The 25407-nt window shown below is 59.7% G+C and carries 21 protein-coding genes and 1 riboswitch; of the genes, 13 read left to right on the top strand and 8 right to left on the bottom strand.

Going from position 1 to position 25407, the window contains the following annotated elements; all coding sequences use genetic code 11:
• The first annotated feature begins 23 nt into the window (after positions 1–23).
• Positions 24–710 carry a ferredoxin gene (locus NXC24_RS11465; protein WP_104823395.1) on the top strand — a complete coding sequence of 229 codons (687 nt, stop codon included), beginning with the start codon at positions 24–26 and terminating at the stop codon, positions 708–710.
• 81 nt (positions 711–791) lie between these two features.
• Positions 792–1529, top strand: a complete 738-nt coding sequence (locus NXC24_RS11460; RefSeq protein WP_245463982.1) for a phosphodiester glycosidase family protein — start codon at positions 792–794, stop codon at positions 1527–1529.
• Positions 1530–1536: 7 nt separating this feature from the next.
• Here the strand turns inward: NXC24_RS11460 and NXC24_RS11455 are convergent, their stop codons facing one another.
• Positions 1537–2748, bottom strand: coding sequence for a glycosyltransferase family 2 protein (locus NXC24_RS11455; protein ID WP_158704461.1), 1212 nt, complete (start codon positions 2746–2748; stop codon positions 1537–1539).
• Positions 2749–2960: 212 nt separating this feature from the next.
• Here NXC24_RS11455 and NXC24_RS11450 point away from each other — a divergent pair, with 212 nt between their 5' ends.
• From NXC24_RS11450 to glf, 3 genes are all read left to right on the top strand, one after another.
• Positions 2961–5249, top strand: coding sequence for a hypothetical protein (locus tag NXC24_RS11450; RefSeq protein ID WP_158704460.1), 2289 nt, complete (start codon positions 2961–2963; stop codon positions 5247–5249).
• A gap of 60 nt (positions 5250–5309) precedes the next feature.
• A complete protein-coding gene (locus NXC24_RS11445) occupies positions 5310–6449 on the top strand; it encodes a DUF707 domain-containing protein (protein ID WP_104823391.1) in 1140 nt (379 codons plus the stop codon).
• 86 nt (positions 6450–6535) lie between these two features.
• A complete protein-coding gene (glf, locus tag NXC24_RS11440) occupies positions 6536–7711 on the top strand; it encodes a UDP-galactopyranose mutase (protein ID WP_104823390.1) in 1176 nt (391 codons plus the stop codon).
• 107 nt (positions 7712–7818) lie between these two features.
• Here the strand turns inward: glf and bmt are convergent, their stop codons facing one another.
• The 5 genes from bmt to NXC24_RS35470 form a co-directional block, all read right to left on the bottom strand.
• Complete coding sequence (gene bmt, locus NXC24_RS11435) at positions 7819–8832, bottom strand: betaine--homocysteine S-methyltransferase (protein ID WP_104823389.1); 1014 nt, start codon at positions 8830–8832, stop codon at positions 7819–7821.
• Between the two features lie 166 nt (positions 8833–8998).
• A complete protein-coding gene (locus tag NXC24_RS11430) occupies positions 8999–10051 on the bottom strand; it encodes a glycine betaine/L-proline ABC transporter ATP-binding protein (RefSeq protein WP_104823388.1) in 1053 nt (350 codons plus the stop codon).
• A complete protein-coding gene (locus NXC24_RS11425; RefSeq protein ID WP_104823387.1) occupies positions 10044–10955 on the bottom strand; it encodes a proline/glycine betaine ABC transporter permease in 912 nt (303 codons plus the stop codon). The genes NXC24_RS11430 and NXC24_RS11425 overlap by 8 nt, the downstream gene beginning before the upstream one ends.
• A 244-nt stretch (positions 10956–11199) precedes the next feature.
• The gene (locus tag NXC24_RS11420; RefSeq protein WP_104823386.1) at positions 11200–12198 is read right to left on the bottom strand and encodes an ABC transporter substrate-binding protein; all 999 of its coding nucleotides are present in this window, start codon (positions 12196–12198) and stop codon (positions 11200–11202) included.
• 818 nt (positions 12199–13016) lie between these two features.
• Positions 13017–13160: a hypothetical protein gene (locus NXC24_RS35470; protein ID WP_162950158.1), complete on the bottom strand. Its 144-nt coding sequence runs from the start codon at positions 13158–13160 to the stop codon at positions 13017–13019.
• 233 nt (positions 13161–13393) lie between these two features.
• Between NXC24_RS35470 and NXC24_RS11415 the strand changes: the two genes are divergently transcribed.
• Positions 13394–14848, top strand: a complete 1455-nt coding sequence (locus NXC24_RS11415; RefSeq protein WP_104823385.1) for a cobyric acid synthase — start codon at positions 13394–13396, stop codon at positions 14846–14848.
• Here NXC24_RS11415 and NXC24_RS11410 read toward each other — a convergent pair.
• The gene (locus NXC24_RS11410) at positions 14845–16641 is read right to left on the bottom strand and encodes a chloride channel protein (protein ID WP_104823384.1); all 1797 of its coding nucleotides are present in this window, start codon (positions 16639–16641) and stop codon (positions 14845–14847) included. The two genes, NXC24_RS11415 and NXC24_RS11410, sit on opposite strands and share 4 nt — an antisense overlap.
• A 181-nt stretch (positions 16642–16822) precedes the next feature.
• Positions 16823–17221: riboswitch (cobalamin riboswitch) on the top strand.
• A gap of 142 nt (positions 17222–17363) precedes the next feature.
• Between NXC24_RS11410 and cobU the strand changes: the two genes are divergently transcribed.
• Genes cobU through cobO form a run of 7 tightly spaced genes read left to right on the top strand, consistent with a single transcriptional unit; the run spans position 17364 to position 24628 of the window.
• A complete protein-coding gene (cobU, locus tag NXC24_RS11405) occupies positions 17364–17891 on the top strand; it encodes a bifunctional adenosylcobinamide kinase/adenosylcobinamide-phosphate guanylyltransferase (RefSeq protein WP_104823383.1) in 528 nt (175 codons plus the stop codon).
• A gap of 5 nt (positions 17892–17896) precedes the next feature.
• Positions 17897–18946 (top strand): cobalamin biosynthesis protein CobW, encoded by a 1050-nt coding sequence (cobW, locus tag NXC24_RS11400; protein WP_104825123.1) that lies wholly within the window; start codon positions 17897–17899, stop codon positions 18944–18946.
• 57 nt (positions 18947–19003) lie between these two features.
• Positions 19004–19285, top strand: a complete 282-nt coding sequence (locus NXC24_RS11395; RefSeq protein WP_104823382.1) for a type II toxin-antitoxin system RelE/ParE family toxin — start codon at positions 19004–19006, stop codon at positions 19283–19285.
• 11 nt (positions 19286–19296) lie between these two features.
• Positions 19297–19596, top strand: a complete 300-nt coding sequence (locus NXC24_RS11390) for a HigA family addiction module antitoxin (RefSeq protein WP_104825122.1) — start codon at positions 19297–19299, stop codon at positions 19594–19596.
• A gap of 24 nt (positions 19597–19620) precedes the next feature.
• Entirely contained in the window at positions 19621–23391 is a 3771-nt protein-coding gene (gene cobN, locus NXC24_RS11385) for a cobaltochelatase subunit CobN (RefSeq protein WP_104823381.1), read from the top strand.
• A complete protein-coding gene (locus tag NXC24_RS11380; RefSeq protein ID WP_104823380.1) occupies positions 23388–23987 on the top strand; it encodes a dimethylsulfonioproprionate lyase family protein in 600 nt (199 codons plus the stop codon). The genes cobN and NXC24_RS11380 overlap by 4 nt, the downstream gene beginning before the upstream one ends.
• Positions 23984–24628 (top strand): cob(I)yrinic acid a,c-diamide adenosyltransferase, encoded by a 645-nt coding sequence (gene cobO, locus NXC24_RS11375; protein ID WP_104823379.1) that lies wholly within the window; start codon positions 23984–23986, stop codon positions 24626–24628. The genes NXC24_RS11380 and cobO overlap by 4 nt, the downstream gene beginning before the upstream one ends.
• Positions 24629–24632: 4 nt before the next feature.
• Here cobO and NXC24_RS11370 read toward each other — a convergent pair whose 3' ends face one another.
• Positions 24633–25367 (bottom strand): WYL domain-containing protein, encoded by a 735-nt coding sequence (locus NXC24_RS11370; RefSeq protein ID WP_104823378.1) that lies wholly within the window; start codon positions 25365–25367, stop codon positions 24633–24635.
• Positions 25368–25407 lie beyond the last annotated feature (40 nt).

Here is a 25407-nt window from a genome sequence, read left to right as displayed (position 1 = left end):
CACTATCAATATAAGGGGCCGCGATGAGCGGCGGCTCCGTCATGGTTGATGAACTCCGTGCGGCGCTTGCTCCGCACGGAGTTTTTGTTCGCGGGACGGTTACCTTCGGCGAAGGTGAGGGGCCGCTACTAGCCGATGGGATGCCGGCGAGGAGCGTGATCCTGCTCGGCAATATCGGCGGCTCGATCTGGGAGCCGTTTTCCCGGTGGCGGCAATCGTCCGAAAGTGCCGACCGCAACGATCCGCTGGACGAGTGGTCGAAGGCAGTCATACGGCCTATCGCCGCAGCATTCGAGGCGACAGCCTATTTCCCCTCCGATCCGCCGTGGCAGCCCTTTCAGCGATGGGCAATGCAGGCGGAAGGTTTGAAGGCATCGCCGCTCGGCATCCTGATCCATCCGGACTATGGCCTATGGCACGGCTATCGCGGTGCGCTCGGGTTTGCCGCTGTGATTGAAGAGGCAAGGATGGCCGTTGCGCATCCCTGCGACCATTGTGCCGAAAAGCCGTGCCTGACCGCCTGTCCCGTCGACGCCGTTGCGTCCACCGGCTTCGATGTTGCGGCCTGTCGGTCGCATCTGCGCACGGACACAGGGAAAACCGGCTGCATGGCTGGTGGTTGTCTCGCGCGCAATGCCTGTCCGGTGGGCTCGGCCTACCGCTATTCGCAGGCGCAGCGCGCCTTTCACATGGCGGCACTTAAGCCCTAAAAAGACGAGCAATTTCCTTCTTTTGCCGCATTTCCATTGCGCTCTAATGTTTGAGAAATTCGCAGCGGAGTTGTGCGCTTGATCCGATTGCTGATAGCCCTTGCCCTGCTCGCCTGCGCCACCACGGCTTTTGCCGATGAGGCCTGCCGCAAGGTCCTGCATCTCGGCGACAGCTACACGGTCTGCACCTTCGATCCTGCCATCGACGGCATCCGGCTCTATCAGAACGACCGTAGCGGCAAGCCCTATGGTTCGTTCCGGGCGCTGGAAGACGATCTGCGTCAGGACCGCATCTATGTTCGATTTGCCATGAATGGCGGCATGTACCGGGACGATCAGTCGCCGGTGGGCCTCTATATCGAAGAAGGTAGGCAGCAGAGAGCGATCAACGTCAACAAGGGATGGGGCAATTTTCATCTGCTGCCGAACGGCGTGTTCTACATTCAGCCGGGCCATGCCGGCATCATGGAGAGCAAGGCCTTCGTGGCTTCCGGCATCAAGCCGTTCTACGCAACGCAATCCGGCCCGATGCTCGTGATCGACGGCAAGCTGCATCCGTCGTTCCTGGCAGACAGCACCAGTTTCAAGACACGCAACGGCGTCGGCGTTTCGGCGGACGGTAAGGTGATCTTCGCCGTGTCCGACGGCGCCGTCCGCTTCCACGATTTCGCGACCTTGTTCCGTGACGATCTCGGCTGCGCCAATGCTCTCTTCCTCGACGGCAGCATCTCCAGCCTCGATATACCGGAATGGCAGAGACGGGACGAATTATTCCCGCTCGGCCCGATTATCGCGGTCACGGCGTTGCTGCCGGACTGAGGAAGCCTCAAACGAACTGTTCGATATAGGTGAGAATATCGAACAACCCATCCTTGGGACCGGGATTGGCCGGAAAGTTCTGGGTGAAGCGAAGGAAAGCCCTTGGCTTGTCGGACCTATCGAGTTGCGGAGCTTCCCGGCTTAAGCGTTCCCGGATCGATGGCGGCAGAAGATTGATCGTCGTGTCGTCGACGATCGGCTCGACAATCACTGGTTCGCCATTGAATGCGATTGCTTCCGTTGCGGCGGTCGCGATGCCGGCGAGCTTGCGGATCTGATCGTAGGATTCCGGCGGCAGCGGCGCGGGATGATAGGCCGCCATGCGATGATACATGATGTAAGCCTCGACCCAATTTTGCGCGTTGACATGCAGGCGCATCGCAACCGCCTGACGCTGCAGCATGAATTGCGTGATGCGCTGCATTAGAGACGTCCGGTACTCGGCGGGAAGCCGGCCGTCGCGAAGAGCTTGCGAGGCAAGATATTCCAGGCCGCCCCTGTAGCTATCCCACTGGAACATGCATTCCTTGTTACCCTGCTGCAGGCGCGGGTCATCGGAAACTGCCGTCACGCGCGCGAAGGGTTCCGGCATAAAGAGGATGTCGGCCTTGTCGAGCGCGCGGGTCGTATAGAGAAATGCCCAGAAGATGAAGGGCGTCGGGCTGGAGATGGCCTTGGCCAGAACATCGCGCCTGATGATCATGAACTCTGGGAAGACGTGCCGCTCCAGAATGAATTCCAGCATCGAATGGAAATCGCCCTTCGCGTGACGCGTCGGGTAGGGCAGGTGATAGAAGGGTTGCATGTCACCGCCGCTCGGCCGTCCATCGACGAGCATCCACGGCGCCTGCACCATGCCGATCCGCTGGTCGTCCGTCATCAAGCGGATATATTCGACGACTTTTTCCGGAATGAGCAGGTCATCGTCCCCAAGGAAAACCGCGTATTGGCCGCGGGCGCGCTGCATGGCGAAGGCATAGTTGCTGAGAAAACCGGCATTGCTTGCGCGCCGGTAGGCATTGATTTCCGGATGATGCGAGATGGATTGCACATACGCAGCGGTATTGTCGGTGGAGCAGTCGTCGACGATCACGATCTCGAAGGAAATGCCGAGCCGGCGAAAGGCCTCCAGGTGGAAGCTTACATTGCGCTCAAGCATGAACTGCCGATTGTAGGTCGGAACGCAGATCGAAAGGACGGGGGATTCAATAGAGGACATCGACTTCTCCAGGGGCATCGGCGCGATTCGGAGCGCAAGCTTCGCCGTTGGATAGGAGAGATTGCTTTCGTGGGGCTGTCCTTGTCCGCCCTTGACCCCCTTAAGCCGTGCCGCACGGGGCATCGATCCAACCACGACATCTCTCAGACAGCCTGACGCAAGCCATGGCTGGAATCCTGTGCGCAGTGGGTGGGGTCAAGGAAGGACTTCTTATGCAAATCAACTCGGGCTGGAATCTCGCTGTGTCCGGCGAACAACTGATGCCTCTGGGAGCGCCGGAAGGATCGGCTGCCGCAGGTCAGGGGCGCATCGCCGTCGATCTCGAAGTTCCAGTGACATGGTTTCCAATCGCCCAGGACGGAGACCGCCATCGCTGGATGTTCGTGCGCCTGTGTTCCGTTCTTGCGCAGCGCCCGGTTTCGGTGAACATGTCGCTTGTCATGGGTGGCGTCCATCACATGCCACGCAATGCACCCGAGGGCGGCATCGTGCTTTCGTACCATTCGGTGGGCGACGAGCCGAATGTATGGCGCATCAAGGAGACGCCTATTGCCGGATGGTATTCCTTCGATGCCAACGGTTTCTCGGGCTGGAGTTCGCTTGCTCGCTTTCCGCAGAATCATGCCCCCGCAATCGACCGCATGGACACCCATGCCGCGCGTCAGCGTATCGGAGCGTTGCGCGACGAGCTGCGCAAACGCAATTTGTCCAAATACAATCAGTCCTCGGAAAGTTTCGACGTCTCTCGTCCCTATGTCTATTTTCCGTTGCAGAAGGTGGATGACCCGGTCGCGGAATTCTGCCGGCTGAATACGCTTGAGGTCCTTTATCGCGCGGCGGAGCTGGCGGATCAGACCGACACCTTGCTGGTCGTGAAGCGTCACCCTCTTTGCGAGAGCATTGTCATCGGGCAAACGCTGGACGATCTGCGTCGGAAGTTCAGGAACGTTATTGTCTCCAACGCCTCGATTCACCGCCATCTCGAAGGCTGCAATTCCGTTATCGTCGCCAATTCGGGCGTCGGCATGGAAGCGCTCCTTTACGGAAAGCCGGTCTTTTCTTTCGCGGCGAGCGAATATGAGCTGGCAACGACCGCGGTCTCGTCTCTCGATGAGCTTCACAAGGCATTCTCAGCCGTCTTGCCCGCCGATGATGGTCGCGCGGCGAGGTTTCTCGCATATTATCTCGATCACTGCTGCTTCTCGATCTACGATATCTCCACCATCGAGCAGCGCGTGGACCACGCGCTTTCGAAGATTTCCCGCCCGGCCGGAATCATGCCGCACGACGATCGCAAGGAGCTCTTCCGGGCATACGGCCAGGTCGAAGACTTCAGGCGCATGTTCACCAAGTCTCAGGCGGAACTCGCCAATGTGCAGAGAATCGCCCGCCAGGCCGTCGAGCTTGCCGACCGTCTAGCCGCCGAAAAGAATGAAGCTGTCCGCCCGGCCGGACATGCGGCGGATGCCGATGTCATGCTGGAAGCGGCAACCCAGGCGGCTATCACCCTGCATCAGGCTGCCCTTGCGGCAAGTATCGGCGAAATGGTCGTCGGCAACACCTCGCGCGAAGCATTCATACGCTATGCGGAGCTTGCCGTGAAAATGCGTGGGAATCCGCTCGCCGAGGCTGCCATCGATGCCGAATTGCTGCGCAGCGGCTACGCATCGGGGTTGGATCCCGCCGTCGCCCACCGGAACACCACGGCAAACGACTATCAGCGCCTGCATGACACCGCCAAAGGCTATCAGGAAAACAACTGGCTGGTCGATCACTGCGATATCATCAACATGGCATCTCCGAGAGTGGTCGTAGAGGTTGGTTGCGGCAATGGCCGGTTCCTGCACGAGATCGCGCGCCGCGTAGAGACTGTCATCGGGCTCGATTGGGCTCGATCAGCGCAGATGGGAGAACTTCCGGCCAACGTCATGTTCCGGACGACGAATGTCCTCGTCGACAATCTCCCGCAGGGTGATGTCTGCTGCTCGGCCGACGTTCTTGAACATTTCGAGCCGCGTGTGCTGCCGCAGCTCCTGCGCAAGATGCACGGCAGTGCGCGAATCAACTATCACGTTATCGCCTGCTACGATGACGGACACAGCCATTGCGCGGTTCTCCATCCCGGACAATGGCTTGGCCTGTTTAAAAGCATCGACCCGGCCTACGAGCTTGCCGCCGTGGTGACGCGGCCATCCCGTCCCGATCGTCTGGTTTGCGTGATCACCAACCTGAAGCAGGCCCCGGACCAGTTTCCGAATCTCGGTCGCATAGTGGGCACCTGGGCGACCAATACGGGTCAGCAGGTGACGTTCCTGAACGATTTCACCGTCCGCGTCGGCGGGCAGGCTGTCGCGACCTGGTTCCCCATGGCGGACGGATCCGCTGCTATGAACTGGACCAATTCGAAGATGATCGATCTGCTGCGGCCTGCTCCGGATGGCCGGGTCATGCAGATCAACAATCTGAACGGCGAGGCGTACGAGGTACATCGCGTCAATTGAGTGTCGTCCCGCCAGGGCAGCCGGACGAAAATCAGACAGGCCGAGGAATAGGGGCAATCCATGACATCATTTGCCGCGAGTAATCTGCAAACTCTTTCGCATGCGGAGCGTGTGGCAATTGCAGAACAATGGGCTGATGCTCCGCCTTTGCAGGCAGAGATGCTTTCAGGCACATTCTGGCAATTGAGCGATCTGAACGGGCGGCAGTTGTTGCCGTTCGTCGTGCTTGCCCCCGAGGGAATTGTCGGCAACGCCTTTCACGGATCGCTGGATCACTGGTACGTGGCCAATGGTAAACTTTGCATCCTCGACAGCCAGGGGATGCCGACGATCGTATTCACCGCGGCTCGTGTCGTGAATTCGGTGGTCGTGGCGCTTGCCGGCCACGCCGTCCTTGGCGGCGTCGAAGCGATCTACATTCTGAACCTCGTCGATCATCCGCCGCATCCGGTATCGCCGACATCGCCTCATATCGCGCGTCGGGCGATGTTCCTCAAGCAGCCGCCGGCGGCTGCGCGCCGGGCAAATCTCGTTGTCGTCCGCGCCAACGGTTCATCCCTGCATCCGCGCTGGTTCGACGGGCTCGACGACAATACGCGCACCTGGGATCTCTGCGTAAGCTGGTACGGCGACGAAACCCCCGACGCATCGGTTTCGCCGGAATACCTGACCCATGCGCCGAACCAACGGAAATTCAAACCGATCTTCGATCTGTTTTACGAAGGCAGCCCGCTTTGGGATTACGATCGCATCTGGTTGCCCGATGACGATCTGCTATGCAGCGGATCGGATTTGAACAAGATGTTCCATTTGTCGCGCAAATACGGGCTCGATCTGGCTCAGCCATCGCTTCGCCAGGAGCCCGGTTGCCACATCAATCATCCGATAACCGCTCAGCGCCAAGGGGGCGACGTCCGCTTCGAACCCTTCGTCGAGATCATGTGCCCGCTCTTTTCGCGCCGGGCACTGCGCATTTGCGTCGGCAGCATCAAGGATGCGGTTTCGGGCTATGGCCTGGATCATTTGTGGCCTTCATTCCTTGGCCGGCCCGCGGCGCGCATGGGCATCATCGATGCGGTCGGTATCGTTCATACCCGGCCGATCGGCGCGAGCTATGACGTCCGGTCTGCAATTGCCGAGCAGGCGGCGCTCTGGAATGCCTATGGGTTTACCTACACGAGAATTCCAGGCGTGAACTGATGCGCCCAGCTGTGTGGCCATGTGTCGTGGGCGCAGCCGAGCCAGCAAGCTGATTTCCTTTCCAATCCCGGGGACCTGAAAGTTTCATGATCGATTTTTCCAACATTGACCTGCTGATCGTCGGCGCAGGTTTCTATGGCGCGACGATTGCCGAGCGGGTTGCGAACCAACTGCAAAAGAATGTTCTTCTGATCGATCGCCGCAGTCATATCGGCGGTAATGCCTATAGCGAATTCGACAGCGAGACCGGGATTGAGGTTCACCGTTACGGTGCGCATCTTTTCCATACGCCGAACGAAACGGTCTGGACCTATCTGAATAGGTTCACCGGATTTACCGATTACAAGCATCGGGTCTATTCGACCTATCGGGATCAGGTTTATTCGATGCCGATCAATCTCGGCACCATCTCCCAGTTCTTCAACCGGCGTCTTTCTCCGGCCGAAGCGCGGACGCTGATCGCGGACCAAGCGGCCGAGATGGCAGGGCGCAACCCGGCGAATCTGGAAGAGAAGGCGATTTCCCTGATCGGTCGGCCCTTATACGAGGCGTTCATCCGCGGCTACACCGCAAAGCAGTGGCAGACCGACCCCCGCGATCTGCCGGAGCATATCATCACGCGGCTGCCGGTCCGCTACACCTACGACAACAGATATTTCAACGACAAATACGAGGGTCTGCCGGTCGACGGATATACGGCGATCTTCGAGCGGATGCTGAAGCATCCCAAGATCAATATCGCCCTTGGTGTTGATTTCTTTTCGCTGAAATCCTCGCTGCCGCCGAATCTACCGATCGTCTATACAGGGCCGATCGATCGGTATTTCGACTATTCGGAAGGGGAATTGGGCTGGCGCACGATCGATTTCGAACAGGAGACCGTCAACACCGGCGATTTCCAGGGCATGGCGGTCATGAACTATGCCGATGAGACCATCCCCTATACGCGCATCCTCGAGTTCCGCCACTTCAATCCCGAAAGAAGCTATCAGACGGAAAAGACCATCATCGTAAGGGAATATTCGCGCTCGGCGCAGCGAAAGGATGAGCCCTATTATCCGATCGACACCCGGCAGGATAAGGATGTCTTCCTGCGATACCGGGCACGCGCGGAAGCGGAAACCAACGTCCATTTCGGGGGACGGCTCGGCACCTACCGATATCTCGACATGCACCAGGCAATCGGCGCGGCCCTGAAGGCGTTCGAGAGCCGCGTCGTTCCGCATTTCACCGAGGGCCGTATCCTCGGCGGCGAAAAATAGGCTTTGAGCTGAACTCAGAGGATCAGCATGTACATCGTTTTCGGACGATGCCATCATTCGAGATGTGGGCGGAATGACCATCTAAAGGACATTCCGCCCGATTGTTTTTATCCCCGGCGACGGCGCTCGCGCGTCGGGGCGGCGCCACCTTCGTTGGCGGTCTTGTTGCGCAACGGGCCGATCCGCTCGACGATTGTTTCCAGCGTCGGGCGCGGACCGGGCGTATAGCTGTCGAGCGCCTCGCGCATGGCGGCGAGGTGGCCGCAGGAGGTGCCGCAGCAGCCGCCGATGATCTTTGCGCCGGCATCGCGGGCGAGGCGGGCGTAATCGGCCATCAGCGGCGGCGTGCCGGAATAGTGGATCTCGGCGCCGCGATATTCCGGAATGCCGCAATTGCCCTTGACGATCACGGCCGCAGCAGGATCGGCATCGGTCATGTCGAGCAGGCTCGAGAGGATATCCGATGCGCCGACGCCACAATTGGCGCCGACGGCGAGCGGGCCTTCGCCAACATCATTGGCGACACCGTGAATATCCTTCGGATGCAGGCCCATCATCGTCTTGCCGGCGGTGTCGAAGGAGCCGGTATAGGTGTAGGGCAGGCCGACCTTGACGGCGGCTTCGGCGGCGGCGCGGATTTCCTCCGGCGACGACATGGTCTCGATCCAGGCGACATCGACGCCGCCGGCCTTCAGGCCTTCGATCTGCTCGGCGAAGGCGGCAACGGCGTCCTCATAGGTCAGCGCACCAAGCGGCATTAACAATTCGCCGGTCGGGCCGACGGAGCCGGCGACGATGACCTTGCGGTTAGCCTTGTCGGCGACGGCGCGGGCGATCTCGGCTGCCTGCTTGTTCAAGCTGTGAACGCGGTCCTGCGCATGGTGCAGCTTCAGCCGGTGGCGGGTACCGCCGAAGGTGTTGGTGAGAATGATGTCGGCGCCAGCGTCGACGAAATCCTGGTGCAGTTTGGTGATCCGCTCGGGATGCTGCTCGTTCCAGAGTTCCGGCGCTTCACCGGCCTCCAGGCCCATGGCGAAAAGATTGGTACCGGTCGCGCCATCAGCGAGCAGCACGCCCTTTTCGGCAAGAAGATCGGTCAAGGGATTGGCTGTGACGGTCATGGCGTCTCCTCGAATGCGTCGGATAAATCGGATTGAAATGCAGATATAAACATTTCTTTATATGAGTACAATGCCGGGATAAAGGCAGAGGTTACCCGATAATGCGATGGACAAGAAAAAAGCGCCCAGGGTAGGGCGCTTTTTCGCTTCACGATGGAGGTTCGTTTCAGGCGGCTGCCATCTGCGCCGCTTCATGTGTCGTCGGCGTCACCATGGCGGCAATGATGGTTTGCAGGTCGATTGCGCCGATCGGCCGGCCACCGGCATCGGTGACGACGGCAGCGGTCTGTCCGCCGTCGGTCATCTGTTTGGCCGCCATTTCCAGCGTCATGTCGCCGGATATGCGTACGCCGTGCGCCTCGCCAACAATCGGCTTCATGATCGTCTGAGCCTGGATAACGCGGCCGCGATTCACTTCCTTGACGAAGGCGGTGATGTAGTCGTCGGCAGGTTTCAGCACGATTTCCTGGCCGCTGCCCTGCTGCACGACCTTGCCGTCCCTAAGAATGGCGATCTTGTCGCCGAGGCGCAGTGCTTCGTCGAGATCGTGGGTGATGAAGACGACGGTTTTCTTCAACTCCTTCTGCAAGTCGAGAAGCACGGTCTGCATGTCGACACGGATCAGCGGGTCAAGTGCTGAATAGGCTTCATCCATCAACAGGATGTCGGCATCGTTGGTGAGCGCGCGGGCAAGGCCGACGCGCTGCTGCATGCCGCCGGAAAGCTGGTTCGGATAGTGGTTCTCGAACCCCTTCAGGCCGACGCGCTCGATCCAGTATTGGCCTTTCTTCTGGCTTTCGGTCCGGGCCACGCCCTGGATGTCCAGGCCGTAAATGGTGTTTTCGATCACCGTGCGGTGCGGCAGCAGGGCGAATTTCTGGAACACCATCGCCGTCTTGTGACGGCGGAACTCGCGAAGGGAATTTTCGCCCATCTTGCAGACGTCGACGCCGTCATAGAGGACTTCGCCGGCGGTTGGTTCGATGAGCCTGTTGATATGGCGGATCAGCGTCGATTTGCCGGAGCCGGAGAGACCCATGACGACCGTAATGGCGCCGGCCGGCATATCGATATTGATATCCTGCAGGCCGAGGACATGGCCATGCGTCTCATTGAGTTCGGCCTTGCCGATGCCGTTTTTCACCGCATCCACATAGTCGCGCCCACGCGGACCGAAGATCTTGTAGAGGCTTTTGATCTGGATCGCATGACTAGCCATGGATGACCTCCGAGTGCTTCTGGAGCCGTCTGCCGTAGGCCTGGCTCGTGCGGTCAAAAATAATGGCGATCGCGACCAGGGCGAAGCCGTTGAGGAAGCCGACAGTGAAGAACTGGTTGTTGATCGCCTGCAGCGTGTTCTTGCCAAGCCCGCCGACGCCGACCATTGAGGCGACGACGACCATGGCGAGCGACATCATGATGGTCTGATTGATGCCGGCCATGATGGTGGGCAGCGCCAACGGAATCTGCACGTTGAACAGCTTCTGCCGGTGCGACGAGCCGAAGGCGTCCGCTGCCTCAAGCACTTCCTTGTCAACGAGGCGGATGCCGAGATTGGTTAGCCGGATCATCGGCGGAACGGCATAGATGACGACAGCGATCAGGCCAGGGACCTTACCGATGCCGAAAATAACGACGACGGGGATGAGATAGACGAAACTTGGCATCGTCTGCATCACGTCGAGGGTAGGGTTGATGATCGATTGCAGCCGATCGGAACGGGCCATCAAAATGCCGATCGGCAGGCCGATGACGATCGCGATCAGGGTGCAGACGGTCACCATGGCAAGGGTCACCATCGTGTCGCCCCAGAGGCCACAGACGCCAATCAGGATCATGGAAATGGCGGTGCCGGCGACGATCTTGAGATTACGGCTGGCGGCGTAGACGACGGCCATCATGACGAAGAGCACAATGAACCAAGGCGTATTGGTGAAAAGCCATTCCAGATAGTTCAGAAACCATTGCAGCGGCTGAACCACGGCATCGATGACATTGCCATAAGCCCGCACTATTCCTCTGAAGCCATCATCGATATTCTTGCGCGCGGCGCGAATGAGAGTGTCGTCGATCGCCGGAAAATTACATAGAACATCCGGCAAAAAACTACATTGTATAGCCATGAAATTCCCCTTCTTGTCCGGTTTTGACCAGCCCGTGCGTGTGGCCTTCACGTGCGGATGGTGGGCAGCGCTGCGACCGGTTCGTCAGACTGCTGTTTATTTTTTTACACCATTTGAAGGCGCCATCCTGCGCTTGTTGCGACCTAAGGCCGCGTTACTCCGTCGATATGGGCGTCGACGCCGCGGCTGCGAATATGGAACTGGCGGCCGACGCAGTGCCGGCCGCCAGTCCACGCGTTTCATGTCAAAGCGAAGCCTTCACCTTGGTGGCTACTTCTGGAGATACCCACTTGGTCCACATATCGGGGTAGGTCTTCAGGAAGTATTTTGCGCCGTCTTCGTTGGTGCCCTGATTGTCCGTCATCCAGGCCAGAACCTTGCCGACCGTGCCGTTGTCCCATTTGCGGGTCTTGACGTAATCCATGGCAATACCTGCCTTGGAGGCAAACGCCTTGGTCACGACGGTATAGACGTCGGAAACCGGATAGGAGTTGACCTTCGGATTGGCGCAATCCTGGATGGCCGTGCAGGCATCCCATTCCTTCTTGTCATGCGGCACGTTGAAGCTCAGGCGCACCATCTCGTACTTGCCGAGGATCGCGGTCGGAGCCCAGTAGTAGCCGAGCCAGCCGGTCTTCTTTTCGAAGGCGTTGGCGATCGAGCCGTCGAGACCAGCGGCCGAGCCGGTGTCCACCAGCGTGAAGCCGAGCTTCTCGGCGCCAAGCGCCTTATAGAGATTGGCCGTGGAAATCTGGCAGTTCCAGCCCGACGGGCAATTGTAGACTGCGCCCTTTGAGGAATCTTCCGGGGCGGGGAAAAGTTCCGGATGCTTCAGCGCGTCCTGAACGGTCTTGATATCCGGATGGGCGTCGGCCATGAATTTCGGAATCCACCAGCCTTCGACGCCGCCGTCGCTGAGAAGGGGGGCGGCCTCGATCAGGCGGCCTTCGGAAACGGCCTTGTCGAGCGCGGTGCGCACGGCATTGACCCAGAGTTCGGGCGCGACATCGGGCTCGCCCTTCTCGTCCATGGAGGCGAAGGTCGGCTGCGTGTCGCCGGTGACCAGCGTCACGTTGCAGCCATAGCCGTTCTGCAGGATGATCTTGTCGACCTGCGCGGCGACGCCGGCGGACGCCCAGTTCATTTCAGCAATTGACACGTCGCCGCATTCCGCAGCCTGCGCCGAGCCAGCCAAAGCATAGGCACCAAATGCAAAGATGGCGGAAGCAATGAGCTTCTTCATTGGATAATGTCTCCCAGTTCTCGTTAAGTTACGGGAATCGACTCCAGCAGACATGATGCCTGCCGATCCCCCGTCAGCGTGGTCGCACCACAACCGTTCACTCGCCGCTGACGACGTCTGTCCGGTCCCCTGTTTTTCAGTCGTGCGCTTGCTCTTTATGCGGCTACGAACCATGTCGCGACCGTGCTCTTTTTCGCATCGACAGGATGCAGCCTAAGGATTTGAGTGAAGAAATCAACCTGCCGTCGACCGTGCGGGCTTACCACGCCTTGTCGAAAAGCTTATATAAGCGCTTGAATTAGCCTGTTTTCTGCTATTCATGGCTGTAAAATGGTTATGGAAGAGGCAAGCGAACCCGTAGCGATTAAACATCGCTAAAATATCGCGCCCGGCAAAGACCTTTTTTATTCCATTCGCGCCGTTTTCAGTCTGTCGAGGCAAGCCGAAAAAAATTCAAAAAATTTTCGGATTCATCCTTATTTAAGCTCTTAATAACCCTCCGGTAACGATGTCCGGCTATCAATCTGGACGTGGCGGGGGACAAACCTGCCTCTCCGGATCAGGTAGTGCGTACCGGAGGAAGCGAGCCTTGCAGTGTGAAATGCAAGCGAGCCGGCGTTTTTGGCAAACCGCGTCGATCTGGAGATCGCGCGGTTTTCGCGTTTTGGGCTTAGGCTAACGGTCTCAGGCAGAATCGATATAGGATATTCCCGAGGTGCGGACGGACCACGGCGCACCTGAATGGCGGAAACAGCAAAGCCGCCTATGCTCTCGCATGGCGGCTTGATGTGCGGTCGGTTGGCGGCCTTGACGGCCTATCAACCGACGCTGTAGGTGCGGATGAAACCGATCGGGCCGAAGCGGGTATCGAGCTGCTGCAGGCGGCTCTCGGGGCGGCGCGACGGCAGTTTCGAATTCCAGGCGATCTGGATGGAATTCTTGTTGTTGAAGATGAAGAGCATCGGGGTTTCCTCGGGCCGGATCGACCGGCATTCGTTGTTTGATTGGCGACGGAGATAATCCTCTTCAGTGCGCCGAACAATGGATGAAGTCGTCATCGAATGTCGCAAATAGAGTATGTGAGGACGTGATGCTTTTTTGCCTCGCAGATCCGGCTTTTCGCTGTTAATCATCGCGGCAGAATCAAGGCGAAACCAGGGTTTTCGGTCGTAGTGCCATATCGGAGCGATAACGGATGACGAAGGCGATCATGCTGCAGGGGACCGGCTCCGATGTCGGAAAAACGGTATTGGTCGCCGGACTCTGCCGGCTGTTTGCCAACAGGGGCGTTCGGGTGCGCCCTTTCAAGCCCCAGAACATGTCGAACAATGCCGCGGTCGCCGAGGACGGCGGCGAAATTGGCCGGGCGCAATGGCTGCAATCGCTGGCCGCGCGCGTGCCGTCATCGGTGCATATGAACCCGGTGCTGCTGAAGCCGCAATCAGAAACCGGCAGCCAGATCATCGTGCAGGGCAAGGTCTGGGGGCAGGCAAAGGGCAGGGATTACCAGGCGCTGAAGCCGCAATTGCTCGGCGCCGTGCTGCAAAGCTTTGCGACCATGCGCGCCGGTACCGATCTGGTGATCGTCGAGGGCGCCGGTTCGCCGGCCGAGATCAATCTCAGGAAGGGCGATATCGCCAATATGGGTTTTGCCACCCGCGCTAATGTCCCGGTCGTGCTCGTCGGCGATATCGATCGCGGGGGCGTGATCGCTTCGCTGGTTGGCACCCATCATATCCTGCCCGAGGAAGACCGGCGGATGATCCGTGGCTACCTGATCAACAAGTTTCGCGGCGATATCTCGCTGTTCGGCGAAGGGGTGGATGCCATTGGGGGCTTCACTGGCTGGCCTTGCTATGGCGTCGTGCCCTGGCTAAAGGCGGCGGGCCGGCTGCCAGCCGAGGATTCGGTCGTGCTGGAGCGGCTGGCGCGCGGCTCGGATGGCGCGTTGAAGATCGCAGTGCCTGTCTTGCCGCGCATCGCCAATTTCGACGATCTCGATCCGCTGCGCGCCGAGCCCGATGTCGATCTCGTCTTCGTGCGCCCTGGCGAGCGGTTGCCCGCGGACGCAGGACTCGTAATCCTGCCGGGCTCGAAATCGACCATCGGCGACCTGATGGATTTGCGGGCGCAGGGGTGGGATCAGGATATAGCTGATCATGTCCGCCGCGGGGGCCGCGTCATCGGCATTTGCGGCGGTTATCAGATGCTCGGCCGCGTGGTGCATGATCCGCTCGGCATAGAGGGATCGGTGACGGAGATACCGGGGCTTGGCCTGCTCGATGTCGAGACCGAGATGGCGCCGGAAAAGACATTGCGCAACAGCGTGGCTTTTTCCAGGGAATACGACGCACCGCTCTCGGGCTATGAAATCCATCTCGGCGTGACTCGCGGCACCGATTGCGACCGGCCCTCGACGATGATCGACGGCCGGCCGGATGGTGCGCTTTCCAGCGACGGCCTGATCATGGGCACCTATCTGCACGGGCTTTTCACCAGCGACGCCTACCGGGCAAAGCTGCTTGCAAGCTTCGGCCTGACCGGCGAGCGGATGGATTACCGCGCCGGCGTCGAGGCGGCTCTGGACCAGATTGCAACGGAGCTGGAAGCGGTGCTTGATCCGGCCTGGCTCGACAGCCTCGTGTACTAAATTTCGCCCGACACTTCGCGGCGGCGGCGGTCGAGTTCTTCGCTGTAGCGGCGCAGCGTATAGCTCTCGGTGAGCAGGCCGATCACCTTGCGCTCGATCAGGTCGTTGATCACCACCAGTGCTTCGCTTTGCGTCTGGTCGAACAGGGCGGCGGCCTGCTTGGCGTTCATCTGCGGCTGCAGGAAATCGTTGCGATGGCGGATGAAATCGGCGAGGCCGTGTTCCTCGTCGTCCTTCTCGACCGGGCTCGCATAAATGTCCGGCATCAGCACCATGCCGGCATATTTCTCGTCCTTGTCGATAAGAATGACGCGCTGCGCTGAGCCGATCGGAAAGCGGTGACGAAATTCCTCGATGCTCGTGTTGACATCAGCCGTGTGGACGTCCGGGCGCATCATGCGGACGACCGTCAGATTGCGGATCCAGCCGACATCATGGGCGCTGCGGATGCTTTCGCCGCGCAGATGGAAGCGCCATGTTGCGAAGGAATAGCCGAAGGTGGTGCGCACGACGAGCGACGAGGTAATGACGGCGGCGAGCACCAGGGCGGTGATCGGAAAATCGCCGGTGATCTCCAGCGCCAGGAAGGTCATGGTCAAGGGGCCGCCGATGATGGCGACGGCAAGCGAGCTCATGCCGACCACGGCATAGACGGCCGGCGTCAGTGTGGCGTGATCGAAATAGGGGCCGCAATAGGCGAAGATTTTGCCGAGCAGCGCGCCCATGAACAGCGACGCAAAGAACAAGCCGCCTCTGAAACCGGATCCGATCGACACGGCAGAGGCCAGTGATTTCAGGATGAAAAGTCCGGCCAATGCGCTGAGGGTCACATTTGTCGACAGGTTGAGATGCAGTGCGCCGTGGCCAGCCGACAGAACCTGCGGCGAGATCAGCGCCAACAGGCCGACGACAAGGCCGCCGAGCGCGGGGCGGAAGGGCGGTGCGATGGAACTCTTGCGTGCAAACTCTTCGACCCAGGCGACGCCTTGCATGATCAGGATGCCTATACCGGCGCAGAAAGCACCGAGCAGGACAGCCGGAAGATAGTCGGCAGGGACGATCGCACCGAAATGATCGATGTCGATGGCGAAGTCGTCACCGGCGAGCAATCTTGCGATCATGGTCGATATCAGCGCTGAGACGACGACCGGCGTCAGGGTGAGGATGGAATAACTTCCGATAATCAGCTCGAAAGCGTAGAAGGCGCCGGTGAGCGGCGCATTGAACGCGGCGGCGATGGCGCCGGCAGCGCCGCAACCGACGAGCATGCGCAGGTCGGCGCGGCGCATCTGCATCTTATAGCCGAATTTCGACGCAATGCCGGCGGCAAGCTGCGTGTAGCCAGCTTCAAGCCCGACCGACGCGCCGAAACCGTTCGAGATCAGGTTTTGCACCGCAACGAGGATACTATCGGTGAGCGACATACGGCCACCGTGCAGCGCATTGGCTTCGATCGGGTCGACCATCGGCTTCTTGCGCGTGCGCGACAATATATAGAGCAAGATGCCGAGGATGATGCCGCCGGCTATGGGCGCGATCAGAAGCACCGACTTGTCTGGTATAGCTACCGCTGCCGAACTCAGGCGCTCATAGTCGGTGATCCCATAGATGGCGCTGTGAAGCTTGCGCGAGACAAAGCTCATCGCTGTTACGGCGCAACCGGAGACTATTCCCGCCAGGGCGCCGGCGAAAACCAGCCCCAATTCGCCACGACGCAGCAATGCCCTGAACCGACCAAGTTCGAATAGGGCGGAGAAGACGCCGAGGCGGCGCGGTTGGAATTTCTGCAACATGGGGAACAGACGACAGTTTTTTGCTCAAAGCTACGTGCTTGGCTTCTATAAACTCCTAACATCAAAGAAATACGGCAAAAAGAGCGCCAAACCGCTGCGACTTTTATGCATATTTCGCCGTTAGGACAGCCGATGTCGTATCGGCCGGCCTTGATTGACTTGCCGGGACCGAAAGCCTAATCATTGCGGCATAACGAATGGTTCCCGAGCGGCGATCTGTCGCATGGGATGAAAAGGGAATGTGAAGGGGCGGACCCAACTCGGGCGTTCTCATCACAGCCGACCCCGCGACTGTAGAGCGGTCAGGGTCTTTCATCCGGTTTGGGGGGTATTTTGCTGATGGTCCGCGTGGTGCGGGCAGGTGAAAGCAGCTTCGAGCCGGAAAAGCCACTGGCGTGGCATCATGATCAACCAGGGCTGGACGCCTCTAATTCTACGAATCGTCCGCCTTTTCATGATGTTTGCCGGGAAGGCGAGGGAGATCCGCTGGTGCAGGAGCGGAGGCGACCGATTTCGGTTTGCCCCGCTTGCTGCGCCTCATCCGCGAGCCAGGAGACCTGCCATACGTGCCGGGCACAAGGCCCACCCCAGGGACGGATGTCTCGGCTGCCAGCACGGAGGTTGTCATGGCGCGAAATGAATTTTGGGCGCGCAGGCGCCTGCTTTGCGGCTTTGGCGGCATCGCGCCCGCGGTCGCCTTTGTGTCGGGGCGGAAATAGCCGATGCTATCCTCACCGTCCCGCGCCGTTCTTGTTCTCGGCGGCGCACGCTCCGGTAAATCCCGATTCGCCGAATCGCTGATCTCGGATACCGGCCTCGATCGTCATTACGTGGCGACGGGCCAGGCCTGGGACGACGAAATGCGCGATCGCATCGCACAACATCGCGCCGAACGGGGTGATCTTCTCTGGACGACGCATGAGGAGCCGCTCGATCTTACGGCGCGGCTGGCGGCGATCGACGGCGAGGACCGCGCTGTTCTCGTCGATTGCCTGACGCTTTGGGTCACCAACCTGATGATGGCCGAGCGCAACATCGCGGCGGAATTTTCCGCTCTCACAGAATTTCTACCAGGCGCAAAGTCGCGCCTCGTCCTCGTTTCCAATGAGGTCGGGCTCGGCATCGTGCCTGAAAACCGTATGGCACGCGAGTTTCGCGATCATGCCGGCCGGTTGCACCAGATGCTCGCGGCGGCAAGCGCCGAAGTCTATTTTATCGCGGCGGGGCTGCCGCTGAAAATGAAGGGTTGATCTGCATGAATCAGGAAAAAATTCCCGCCACCGTCATCACCGGCTTCCTTGGCGCCGGAAAGACGACGATGATCCGCAACCTCCTGCAGAACACCGGTGGGAAGAAGATCGCCCTGATCATCAACGAGTTCGGTGATCTTGGCGTCGATGGTGACGTGCTGAAGGGCTGCGGCGCGGAAAACTGCACCGAGGACGACATTATCGAGCTGACCAACGGCTGCATCTGCTGCACGGTCGCAGACGATTTCATCCCAACCATGACCAAGCTTTTGGAGCGTGATGCGCGTCCCGATCATATCGTCATCGAGACTTCCGGTCTGGCGTTGCCGCAGCCCCTCGTCGCTGCTTTCAACTGGCCGGATATCCGCACCCAGGTCACCGTCGACGGCGTCATCACCGTGGTCGATAGCGCCGCTGTCGCCGCCGGCCGTTTTGCCGATGATCACGATGCTGTCGAAGCCCGTCGTGTCGAAGACGAATCGCTTGATCACGAAAGCCCGATCGAGGAGCTGTTCGAGGATCAATTGCACTGCGCCGATCTTATCGTTCTCAACAAGACCGACCTGATCGATGTCGCTGGCCTTGGTCGCGTCCGTACCGAAGTTGCCTCTCGCACCGCCCGCAAGCCGACGATCATCGAAGCGAAAAATGGTGAGGTTCCGGCCGCCATCCTCCTCGGCCTCGGCATCGGCACCGAAGGCGATATCGCCAACCGCAAATCACATCACGAGCTGGAACACGAGGACGGCGCACCGCATGATCATGACGAATTCGACAGCTTCATCGTCGAGCTCGGCCCGATCGCCGATCCGCTTGCCTTTATCGAGAACTTGAAGGGCGTGATTGCCGAACACGATGTCCTGCGCCTCAAGGGTTTTGTCGATGTGCCCGGCAAGCCGATGCGCTTGCAGATCCAGGCCGTCGGCAGCCGCATCGACCATTATTTCGACCGCGCCTGGACGCCGGGCGAAGAGCGTCAGACGCGGCTTGTGGTGATTGGGCTGCACGAGATGGACGAGGAGATCGTGCGCAAGGCGATCGAGCAGTTAGCTTGATTTTGTATCAGGTCATGATACATTGGATATACTGCTTAGGCGGAAGTTGAGATAGCGGTGATCGTTTCATACAAGGGGAAGTTCGCCGAAGCTGTGGCCTCAGGAAACGTGCCAAAGGGCTTTCCAGCCGACCTCGTTCGTTCCGCGCAACGCAAGCTGACGATATTGAACTATGCGGTTGTGCTGGACGACCTGCGATCGCCTCCCGGCAATCGGCTGGAGCGTTTGCAAGGTGATCGTTCTGGCCAGTATTCGATCAGAATCAACGATCAATGGCGCATTTGCTTCCTATGGACCGAAGCTGGACCGCGTGATGTCGAGATCGTGGATTATCACTGATGGAGCGTAACATGACCGAGACCAAACTTCCGCCGATCCATCCGGGTGAAATCTTGCGGGAGGAGTATCTGAAGCCATTGACGATGAGCGCCGGTGCTTTGGCGAAACATCTTAACGTGCCTCGAACGCGTATTGAGAGGCTGGTTTCGGAGGACACCGGGGTCACGCCGGATACGGCACTTCGGCTCGCGCGGTTTTTCAGCACGACGCCAGATTTCTGGATGGCGATGCAAACGGGTTATGATCTCGCGATCGCGCAAGCGGAAAAGAGCGATGTATTCGCAGCCATCAAGCCGCTTGAAGCGGCTTAAATCAATGAAACGAATTGGGGCGGCATGCATCTCCTCCTAGCGCAAAAGGGAACGATCAGCGATGGCGAGGAGGCGATTGATCTTGGCCAGTCGCCGGGCGATATCCTGTTTCTGTCGGCCGCCGATACGGAGCTTGCGGCGATCGCTGCCGCCCATGGGCAGGGGGAAGCCGCCTATTCGTTGCGGCTTGCGAGCTTGATGAGCCTCAAGCATCCGATGTCCGTCGATACCTATATCGAACGGACGGCTCGGCATGCGAAGCTGATTATCGTCAGGGCGCTTGGCGGTGCCAGCTATTTCCACTATGCGCTCGAGGCGTTGCATGCCTGCGCCGTACGCAGCGGTGCGCTTATCGCGGTACTTCCGGGAGATTCCAAGCCTGATCCCGGGCTGACGCCGTTCTCCAATGTTGCGCTCGAGGACCTCAACGCGCTTTGGTCCTATCTGATCGAAGGCGGCGACGCGAATTCTCGTGACTTTCTCGGCTACGCCGGGGCGTTGCTGTCGGGCGCCGAAAAACCGGCGCCGGCCGCTCCGTTGATGAAGGCGGGGATCTGGTGGCCGGGCAGGGGCGTGATTGGGACCGAGGAGTGGAGAAATATCTCAGCATCTTCGATGGTAGCGGGAGAGGGATTTGAACCCCCGACCGTCGCTATTTCGTTCTATCGTGCCCTCGTGCAAAGCGGTGAAACCAAGCCGGTCGAAGCCATGATAGAGGCGCTGATCACCGAGGGCATGCGGCCGCTGCCGGTCTTTGCCTACAGCCTCAAGGATCCGGTTTCAGTCGGCATTCTCGAAAGCGTTTTCGGCGAGCTGAAGCCCGACGTCGTGATCAACACGACCGGTTTTGCCGTCTCGGCGCCGGGCGCGGATCGGCAGCCGACCGTATTGGAGGCGAGTGACGCCGTCGTGCTGCAGGCGATCTTTTCGGCTTCATCGCGAGAGGCTTGGGATGCTTCGTCACAAGGGCTTTCCGCACGTGATCTCGGCATGAATGTCGCGCTGCCGGAGGTGGATGGGCGCGTACTGGCTCGTGCCGTCTCCTTCAAGGCGGCGGCGCGTTATGATGATCGTGTCGAGGCCAATATCGTTGCCAGCGAGTCGGCAGCCGACCGCATGCGCTATACCGCTCGATTGGCGGCCAATTGGGCGGGATTGCGCAAAACGCGCCCGCAAGATCGGCGGGTGGCGCTCGTCATGGCCAACTATCCGAACCGCGACGGACGGCTTGGTAACGGCGTCGGGCTCGATACGCCGGCGGGCACGATGGAAGTGCTGAAAGCTATGCAGGCGGCGGAGTATCCGGTTGCCGATCTGCCTGCCGATGGCGATGCGCTCATGCGGCACCTGATGGACGGGCCGACCAATTCCGGCCACGACGGCAAGGTCGTACGCGAGACCATTTCTATAAGCGAATACAAGAATTTCCTCTCATCTCTTCCTATTCAGATTCAGGACGAGACTACTGCGCGTTGGGGTGATCCGGAGAGCGATCCCTATGTTCGCGAAGGTGCCTTTGCACTGCCCTTCACCCGCTTCGGCGACGTGCTGGTGGGTATCCAGCCAGCGCGCGGCTATAATATCGATCCGAAGGAAAGCTATCATTCGCCGGACCTCGTGCCGCCGCATGGCTATCTCGCTTTCTATGCATTCCTGCGCCGGTCTTTCGGCGCGCATGCCGTCATTCATATGGGCAAGCATGGCAATCTCGAATGGCTGCCGGGGAAAGCCCTGGCGCTGTCAGAAACCTGCTATCCCGAAGCGATTCTCGGGCCGTTGCCGCATCTCTATCCGTTCATCGTCAATGATCCAGGCGAGGGCACGCAGGCCAAGCGCCGCGCGAGCGCCGTGATCATCGACCACCTGACCCCGCCTTTAACACGCGCCGAAAGCTACGGCCCGCTCAAGGACCTCGAAGCGCTGGTGGACGAATACTATGAGGCTTCCGGCGGCGATCCCCGCCGTATTCGGCTGCTGCGCAAACAGATTCTCGATCTGGTCACCGATATCGGCCTGGATCAGGATGCCGGCATTGCCAAAGGCGAAGGTGAGGATGAGGCGCTGAAGAAGCTCGACGCCTATCTCTGCGACCTCAAGGAAATGCAGATCCGTGACGGACTGCATGTTTTCGGCGTTTCGCCATCCGGAAGGCTGCTCACGGATTTGACGGTGGCCCTGGCGCGCGTGCCGCGGGGATTGGGCGAGGGCGGCGATCAGAGTTTGCAGCGGGCGATCGCGCGGGATGCGTTGGTGCAGCCTACGTCGTTCGATCCTCTGGATTGCGATATGGCGGACGAATGGCTCGGCCCGCGCCCATCTATCCTGCAAGACGCCTCCGATGCGCCCTGGCGCACGCAAGGCGACACTGTCGAACGTATCGAGCTGCTGGCCGCTCAACTCGTTTCACGCGGGATGGTCTGTCCAGAGAGCTGGGTAAACACCCACATGGTTCTTGAGGGGATTTTCTCGCAACTGCAGCCGTCCATTCTCGCGTGCGGCGATGCGGAGATTGCCGCCTTGATAAAAGGCCTCGACGGCCGGTTCGTGCCGCCCGGCCCCTCAGGGGCGCCGACACGCGGTAGGCCAGATGTTTTGCCGACGGGTCGGAATTTCTATTCCGTCGACAGCCGCGCCGTGCCGACGCCGGCGGCCTATGAGCTTGGCAAGAAGTCGGCGGAGCTGTTAGTCCGCCGCTACGTGCAGGATCACGGTGAGTGGCCGGTTTCCTTCGGGCTGACGGCCTGGGGCACGTCGAATATGCGCACCGGCGGTGACGATATTGCCCAGGCGCTGGCCTTGATCGGTGTCAGGCCCGTCTGGGACATGACCTCGCGGCGCGTTACCGGCTATGAGATTATTGCGCCGGCAAAGCTCGGGCGGCCGCGTGTCGATGTGACGTTGCGAATTTCCGGCTTCTTCCGCGATGCCTTTCCGGAGCAGATCGCACTGTTCGACAAGGCGGTCCGCGCGGTCGGGGCGTTGGATGAGGATGCCGTGGACAATCCCATCGCGGCACGCGTGCGCGGCGAGATTAGGCGGCTGGAGGCGGCAGGACTGGACGAGGCTTCGGCCAGCAGGCGAGCTGGCTACCGTATCTTCGGTTCCAAGCCCGGCGCCTATGGAGCCGGACTGCAGGCATTGATCGACGAGAAGGGCTGGGAGCGTCGCGCCGATCTGGCGGAGGCCTATCTCGTCTGGGGCAGCTATGCCTATGGCGCAGGCGAGGACGGGAAAGCCGAGCGCGGCGTGTTCGAGGAGCGGTTGCGCTCGATTCAGGCGGTGGTGCAGAATCAAGACAATCGAGAGCACGACCTGCTGGACAGCGACGATTACTACCAGTTTGAAGGTGGTATGGCGGCTGCTGCGGAGCAGCTCGCGGGCGCTCGTCCGTCGATCTATCACAACGACCATTCCCGCCCGGAAAAGCCGGTTATCCGCTCGCTGGAAGAGGAGATCGGCCGTGTCGTGCGCGGCCGTGTCGTCAATCCGAAGTGGATCGATGGCGTGATGCGCCATGGTTATAAGGGCGCCTTCGAGATTTCAGCCACGGTCGACTACCTCTTCGCTTTCGCCGCAACCACGGGCGCCGTGCGCAATCATCATTTCGAGGCGGTCTATCAGGCTTTTGTCGTCGATCCCCTGGTGCGCGATTTCATGGCGGAGAAGAATCCGGCGGCCTTACGGGAGATGCAAGAGCGTCTGCTCGAAGCGATCGATCGCCAACTCTGGACGCCACGCAGCAATTCGGCACGGTTCGATCTGGAGACTTTGACTGACAAGGAGGTCGTAGCTTGAGTGCGGTCGACGATCTTCTTCAAGCCTTCCAGCGCTATGTCGCTTCGCGGAGCGATCCCATATTGAGGCGTTTCATTGCAGGCTTTGATTGGCGGATGGGCGGGCGGTTACTTGCGGCACGTAGTCTGCCGGTCGTGAGTTATCTGAACGATCTCCACCGGCCAGCCGATGTCGCGGAAAGTGAATTGTTTTCCAGCCTCGTAGGTGCGGCAGACGCATTGCACTGGGCGCAGACCTATAACATCGCTGATTTCGGCGCCGATTTTCTGCAGAGATACTGTTGGGTCGAGCTTTTCGGCACGCGCGGCCACTTCGTCAGCGATGAAATGGCCGGCGGCTTTCTGCTGCTCGGGCCAGATGTGCATTATCCGGATCACCATCACATCGCCGAGGAAATCTATATTCCGCTGACGGAAGGCTCACTGTGGAGCAAGGACAGTCAAGCCTTCCTGCCGCGGTGGACAGGCGAAATCATTCATCATCCCTCGGATATTCGCCATGCGATGCGAACCGAGAGGACACCGCTGGCGGCGCTTTACCTTTGGCGTGGCGGGCCGTTAGCGCAGAAATCGACAATTGCAGGGAGAGTAGAATGAGCGAAGAACCAACCGAAACGGGCACTGAAGCACCGAAGAACGATGACGCACGCCATGCCGACAAGATGGCCAAGAAAAAGGCCGCGCGCGACAAGATCATGGCAACGAAGACGGACGAGAAGGGACTGATCATCGTCCATACCGGCAAGGGCAAAGGCAAGTCGTCGTCCGCGTTCGGCATGATTTTCCGTCACATCGCTCACAGGAAGCCGTGCGCAGTGGTGCAGTTCATCAAGGGCGCGATGTGGACCGGCGAGCGGGATCTGATCGAAAAGCATTTCTCCGATATCTGCCAGTTTCATACCATGGGCGAGGGGTTCACCTGGGAGACGCAGGATCGTGCCCGCGACGTGGCGGCCGCTGCGGCAGCCTGGGAGAAGGCCAAGGATTTGATTCGCGACGAGCGCAATTCGATGGTGCTTCTCGATGAGATCAACATCGCGCTCCGCTATGATTATCTCGATATCAACGACGTCCTCGACTTCCTGAAAACGGAGAAGCCGTACATGACGCATGTCGTTTTGACTGGCCGCAACGCCAAGGAAGAGCTGATCGAGATCGCCGACCTCGTCACCGAGATGGAGCTGATCAAGCATCCGTTCCGTTCCGGCATCAAGGGGCAGCCGGGCGTCGAATTCTGAGGAATTAGAGAAGCGAGGCGCTTCGGTCCGCGGCGGCGATGTAGATCTTCGGATCGCCGATGCGAAAGGTTGCCGGCTGGAGTTCTGCCGCGCGGATGCGATCGACGCGGAAGGTTCTGATGTCATCCCGCAGGTGATCCCAGGTGATGAGATACCAGACGGGCGCATTCAAATAGAGGAATTGCGGCTCGATCCGGCGGCTGGTGACAACGCCGTCGCCGGCCTCGTAATCGATGATCACCTGCCGCTGCTCGAAGAAGGCTTGGGATATCAGTGCAAGATTGGCGCGACTTGGCGGCACATAGCTGTTGACGACATTGAGCGTTGCCGGCGCACCGACGATGATGCGGCGGCGCAGGTCGCGGATGCGGCCCTGATAGCCTTCGGTGAAGGCGGCGGAGACCTTGCGCTTGATCGACGTCAGATGTTGCAACAGCAGAGGCGAACCAACCTTTTCGGCGATGGTGATGCTGAGCAGCAGGTCGATCGTTTCGAGATGATCGAGATGCAGCCGGCCGAGCGACCAGCTACGATGCAATTGCATGCCGCCGCCGCGGCCGCGGTCGGCATCGATCGGCAGGCCACTTTGGCGCAGTAGCGCAATGTCGCGGTTGAGCGTGCGCAGGCTGACGCCCATCTCGGCAGCGAGCTCGGCGGCTGTCGCGTGCTCACGTTCGCGAAGCAGCCCTTTCAGCTCTTCCAGCCTGTTCAGCCTTGTTCCATCCGCCGTGCGCGCCATTGCTGAAATATGTCGTTATCTGTCCTATTAAGCAATAAGC

The organism is Rhizobium sp. NXC24 (assembly GCF_002944315.1).
Lineage (GTDB): Bacteria > Pseudomonadota > Alphaproteobacteria > Rhizobiales > Rhizobiaceae > Rhizobium.
This window is presented reverse-complemented; position numbering and strand designations above follow the sequence as displayed.

Bases quoted from the DNA above. Each gene is read 5' to 3' on its own strand.
- NXC24_RS11465 (WP_104823395.1), top strand. From the start codon at position 24: ATGAGCGGCGGCTCCGTCATGGTTGATGAACTCCGTGCGGCGCTTGCT.
- NXC24_RS11455 (WP_158704461.1), bottom strand. From the start codon at position 2,748: ATGTCCTCTATTGAATCCCCCGTCCTTTCGATCTGCGTTCCGACCTAC.
- NXC24_RS11450 (WP_158704460.1), top strand. From the start codon at position 2,961: ATGCAAATCAACTCGGGCTGGAATCTCGCTGTGTCCGGCGAACAACTG.
- NXC24_RS11445 (WP_104823391.1), top strand. From the start codon at position 5,310: ATGACATCATTTGCCGCGAGTAATCTGCAAACTCTTTCGCATGCGGAG.
- glf (WP_104823390.1), top strand. From the start codon at position 6,536: ATGATCGATTTTTCCAACATTGACCTGCTGATCGTCGGCGCAGGTTTC.
- bmt (WP_104823389.1), bottom strand. From the start codon at position 8,832: ATGACCGTCACAGCCAATCCCTTGACCGATCTTCTTGCCGAAAAGGGC.
- NXC24_RS11430 (WP_104823388.1), bottom strand. From the start codon at position 10,051: ATGGCTAGTCATGCGATCCAGATCAAAAGCCTCTACAAGATCTTCGGT.
- NXC24_RS11425 (WP_104823387.1), bottom strand. From the start codon at position 10,955: ATGGCTATACAATGTAGTTTTTTGCCGGATGTTCTATGTAATTTTCCG.
- NXC24_RS11420 (WP_104823386.1), bottom strand. From the start codon at position 12,198: ATGAAGAAGCTCATTGCTTCCGCCATCTTTGCATTTGGTGCCTATGCT.
- NXC24_RS35470 (WP_162950158.1), bottom strand. From the start codon at position 13,160: ATGCTCTTCATCTTCAACAACAAGAATTCCATCCAGATCGCCTGGAAT.
- NXC24_RS11415 (WP_104823385.1), top strand. From the start codon at position 13,394: ATGACGAAGGCGATCATGCTGCAGGGGACCGGCTCCGATGTCGGAAAA.
- NXC24_RS11410 (WP_104823384.1), bottom strand. From the start codon at position 16,641: ATGTTGCAGAAATTCCAACCGCGCCGCCTCGGCGTCTTCTCCGCCCTA.
- cobU (WP_104823383.1), top strand. From the start codon at position 17,364: ATGCTATCCTCACCGTCCCGCGCCGTTCTTGTTCTCGGCGGCGCACGC.
- cobW (WP_104825123.1), top strand. From the start codon at position 17,897: ATGAATCAGGAAAAAATTCCCGCCACCGTCATCACCGGCTTCCTTGGC.
- NXC24_RS11390 (WP_104825122.1), top strand. From the start codon at position 19,297: ATGACCGAGACCAAACTTCCGCCGATCCATCCGGGTGAAATCTTGCGG.
- cobN (WP_104823381.1), top strand. From the start codon at position 19,621: ATGCATCTCCTCCTAGCGCAAAAGGGAACGATCAGCGATGGCGAGGAG.
- cobO (WP_104823379.1), top strand. From the start codon at position 23,984: ATGAGCGAAGAACCAACCGAAACGGGCACTGAAGCACCGAAGAACGAT.
- NXC24_RS11370 (WP_104823378.1), bottom strand. From the start codon at position 25,367: ATGGCGCGCACGGCGGATGGAACAAGGCTGAACAGGCTGGAAGAGCTG.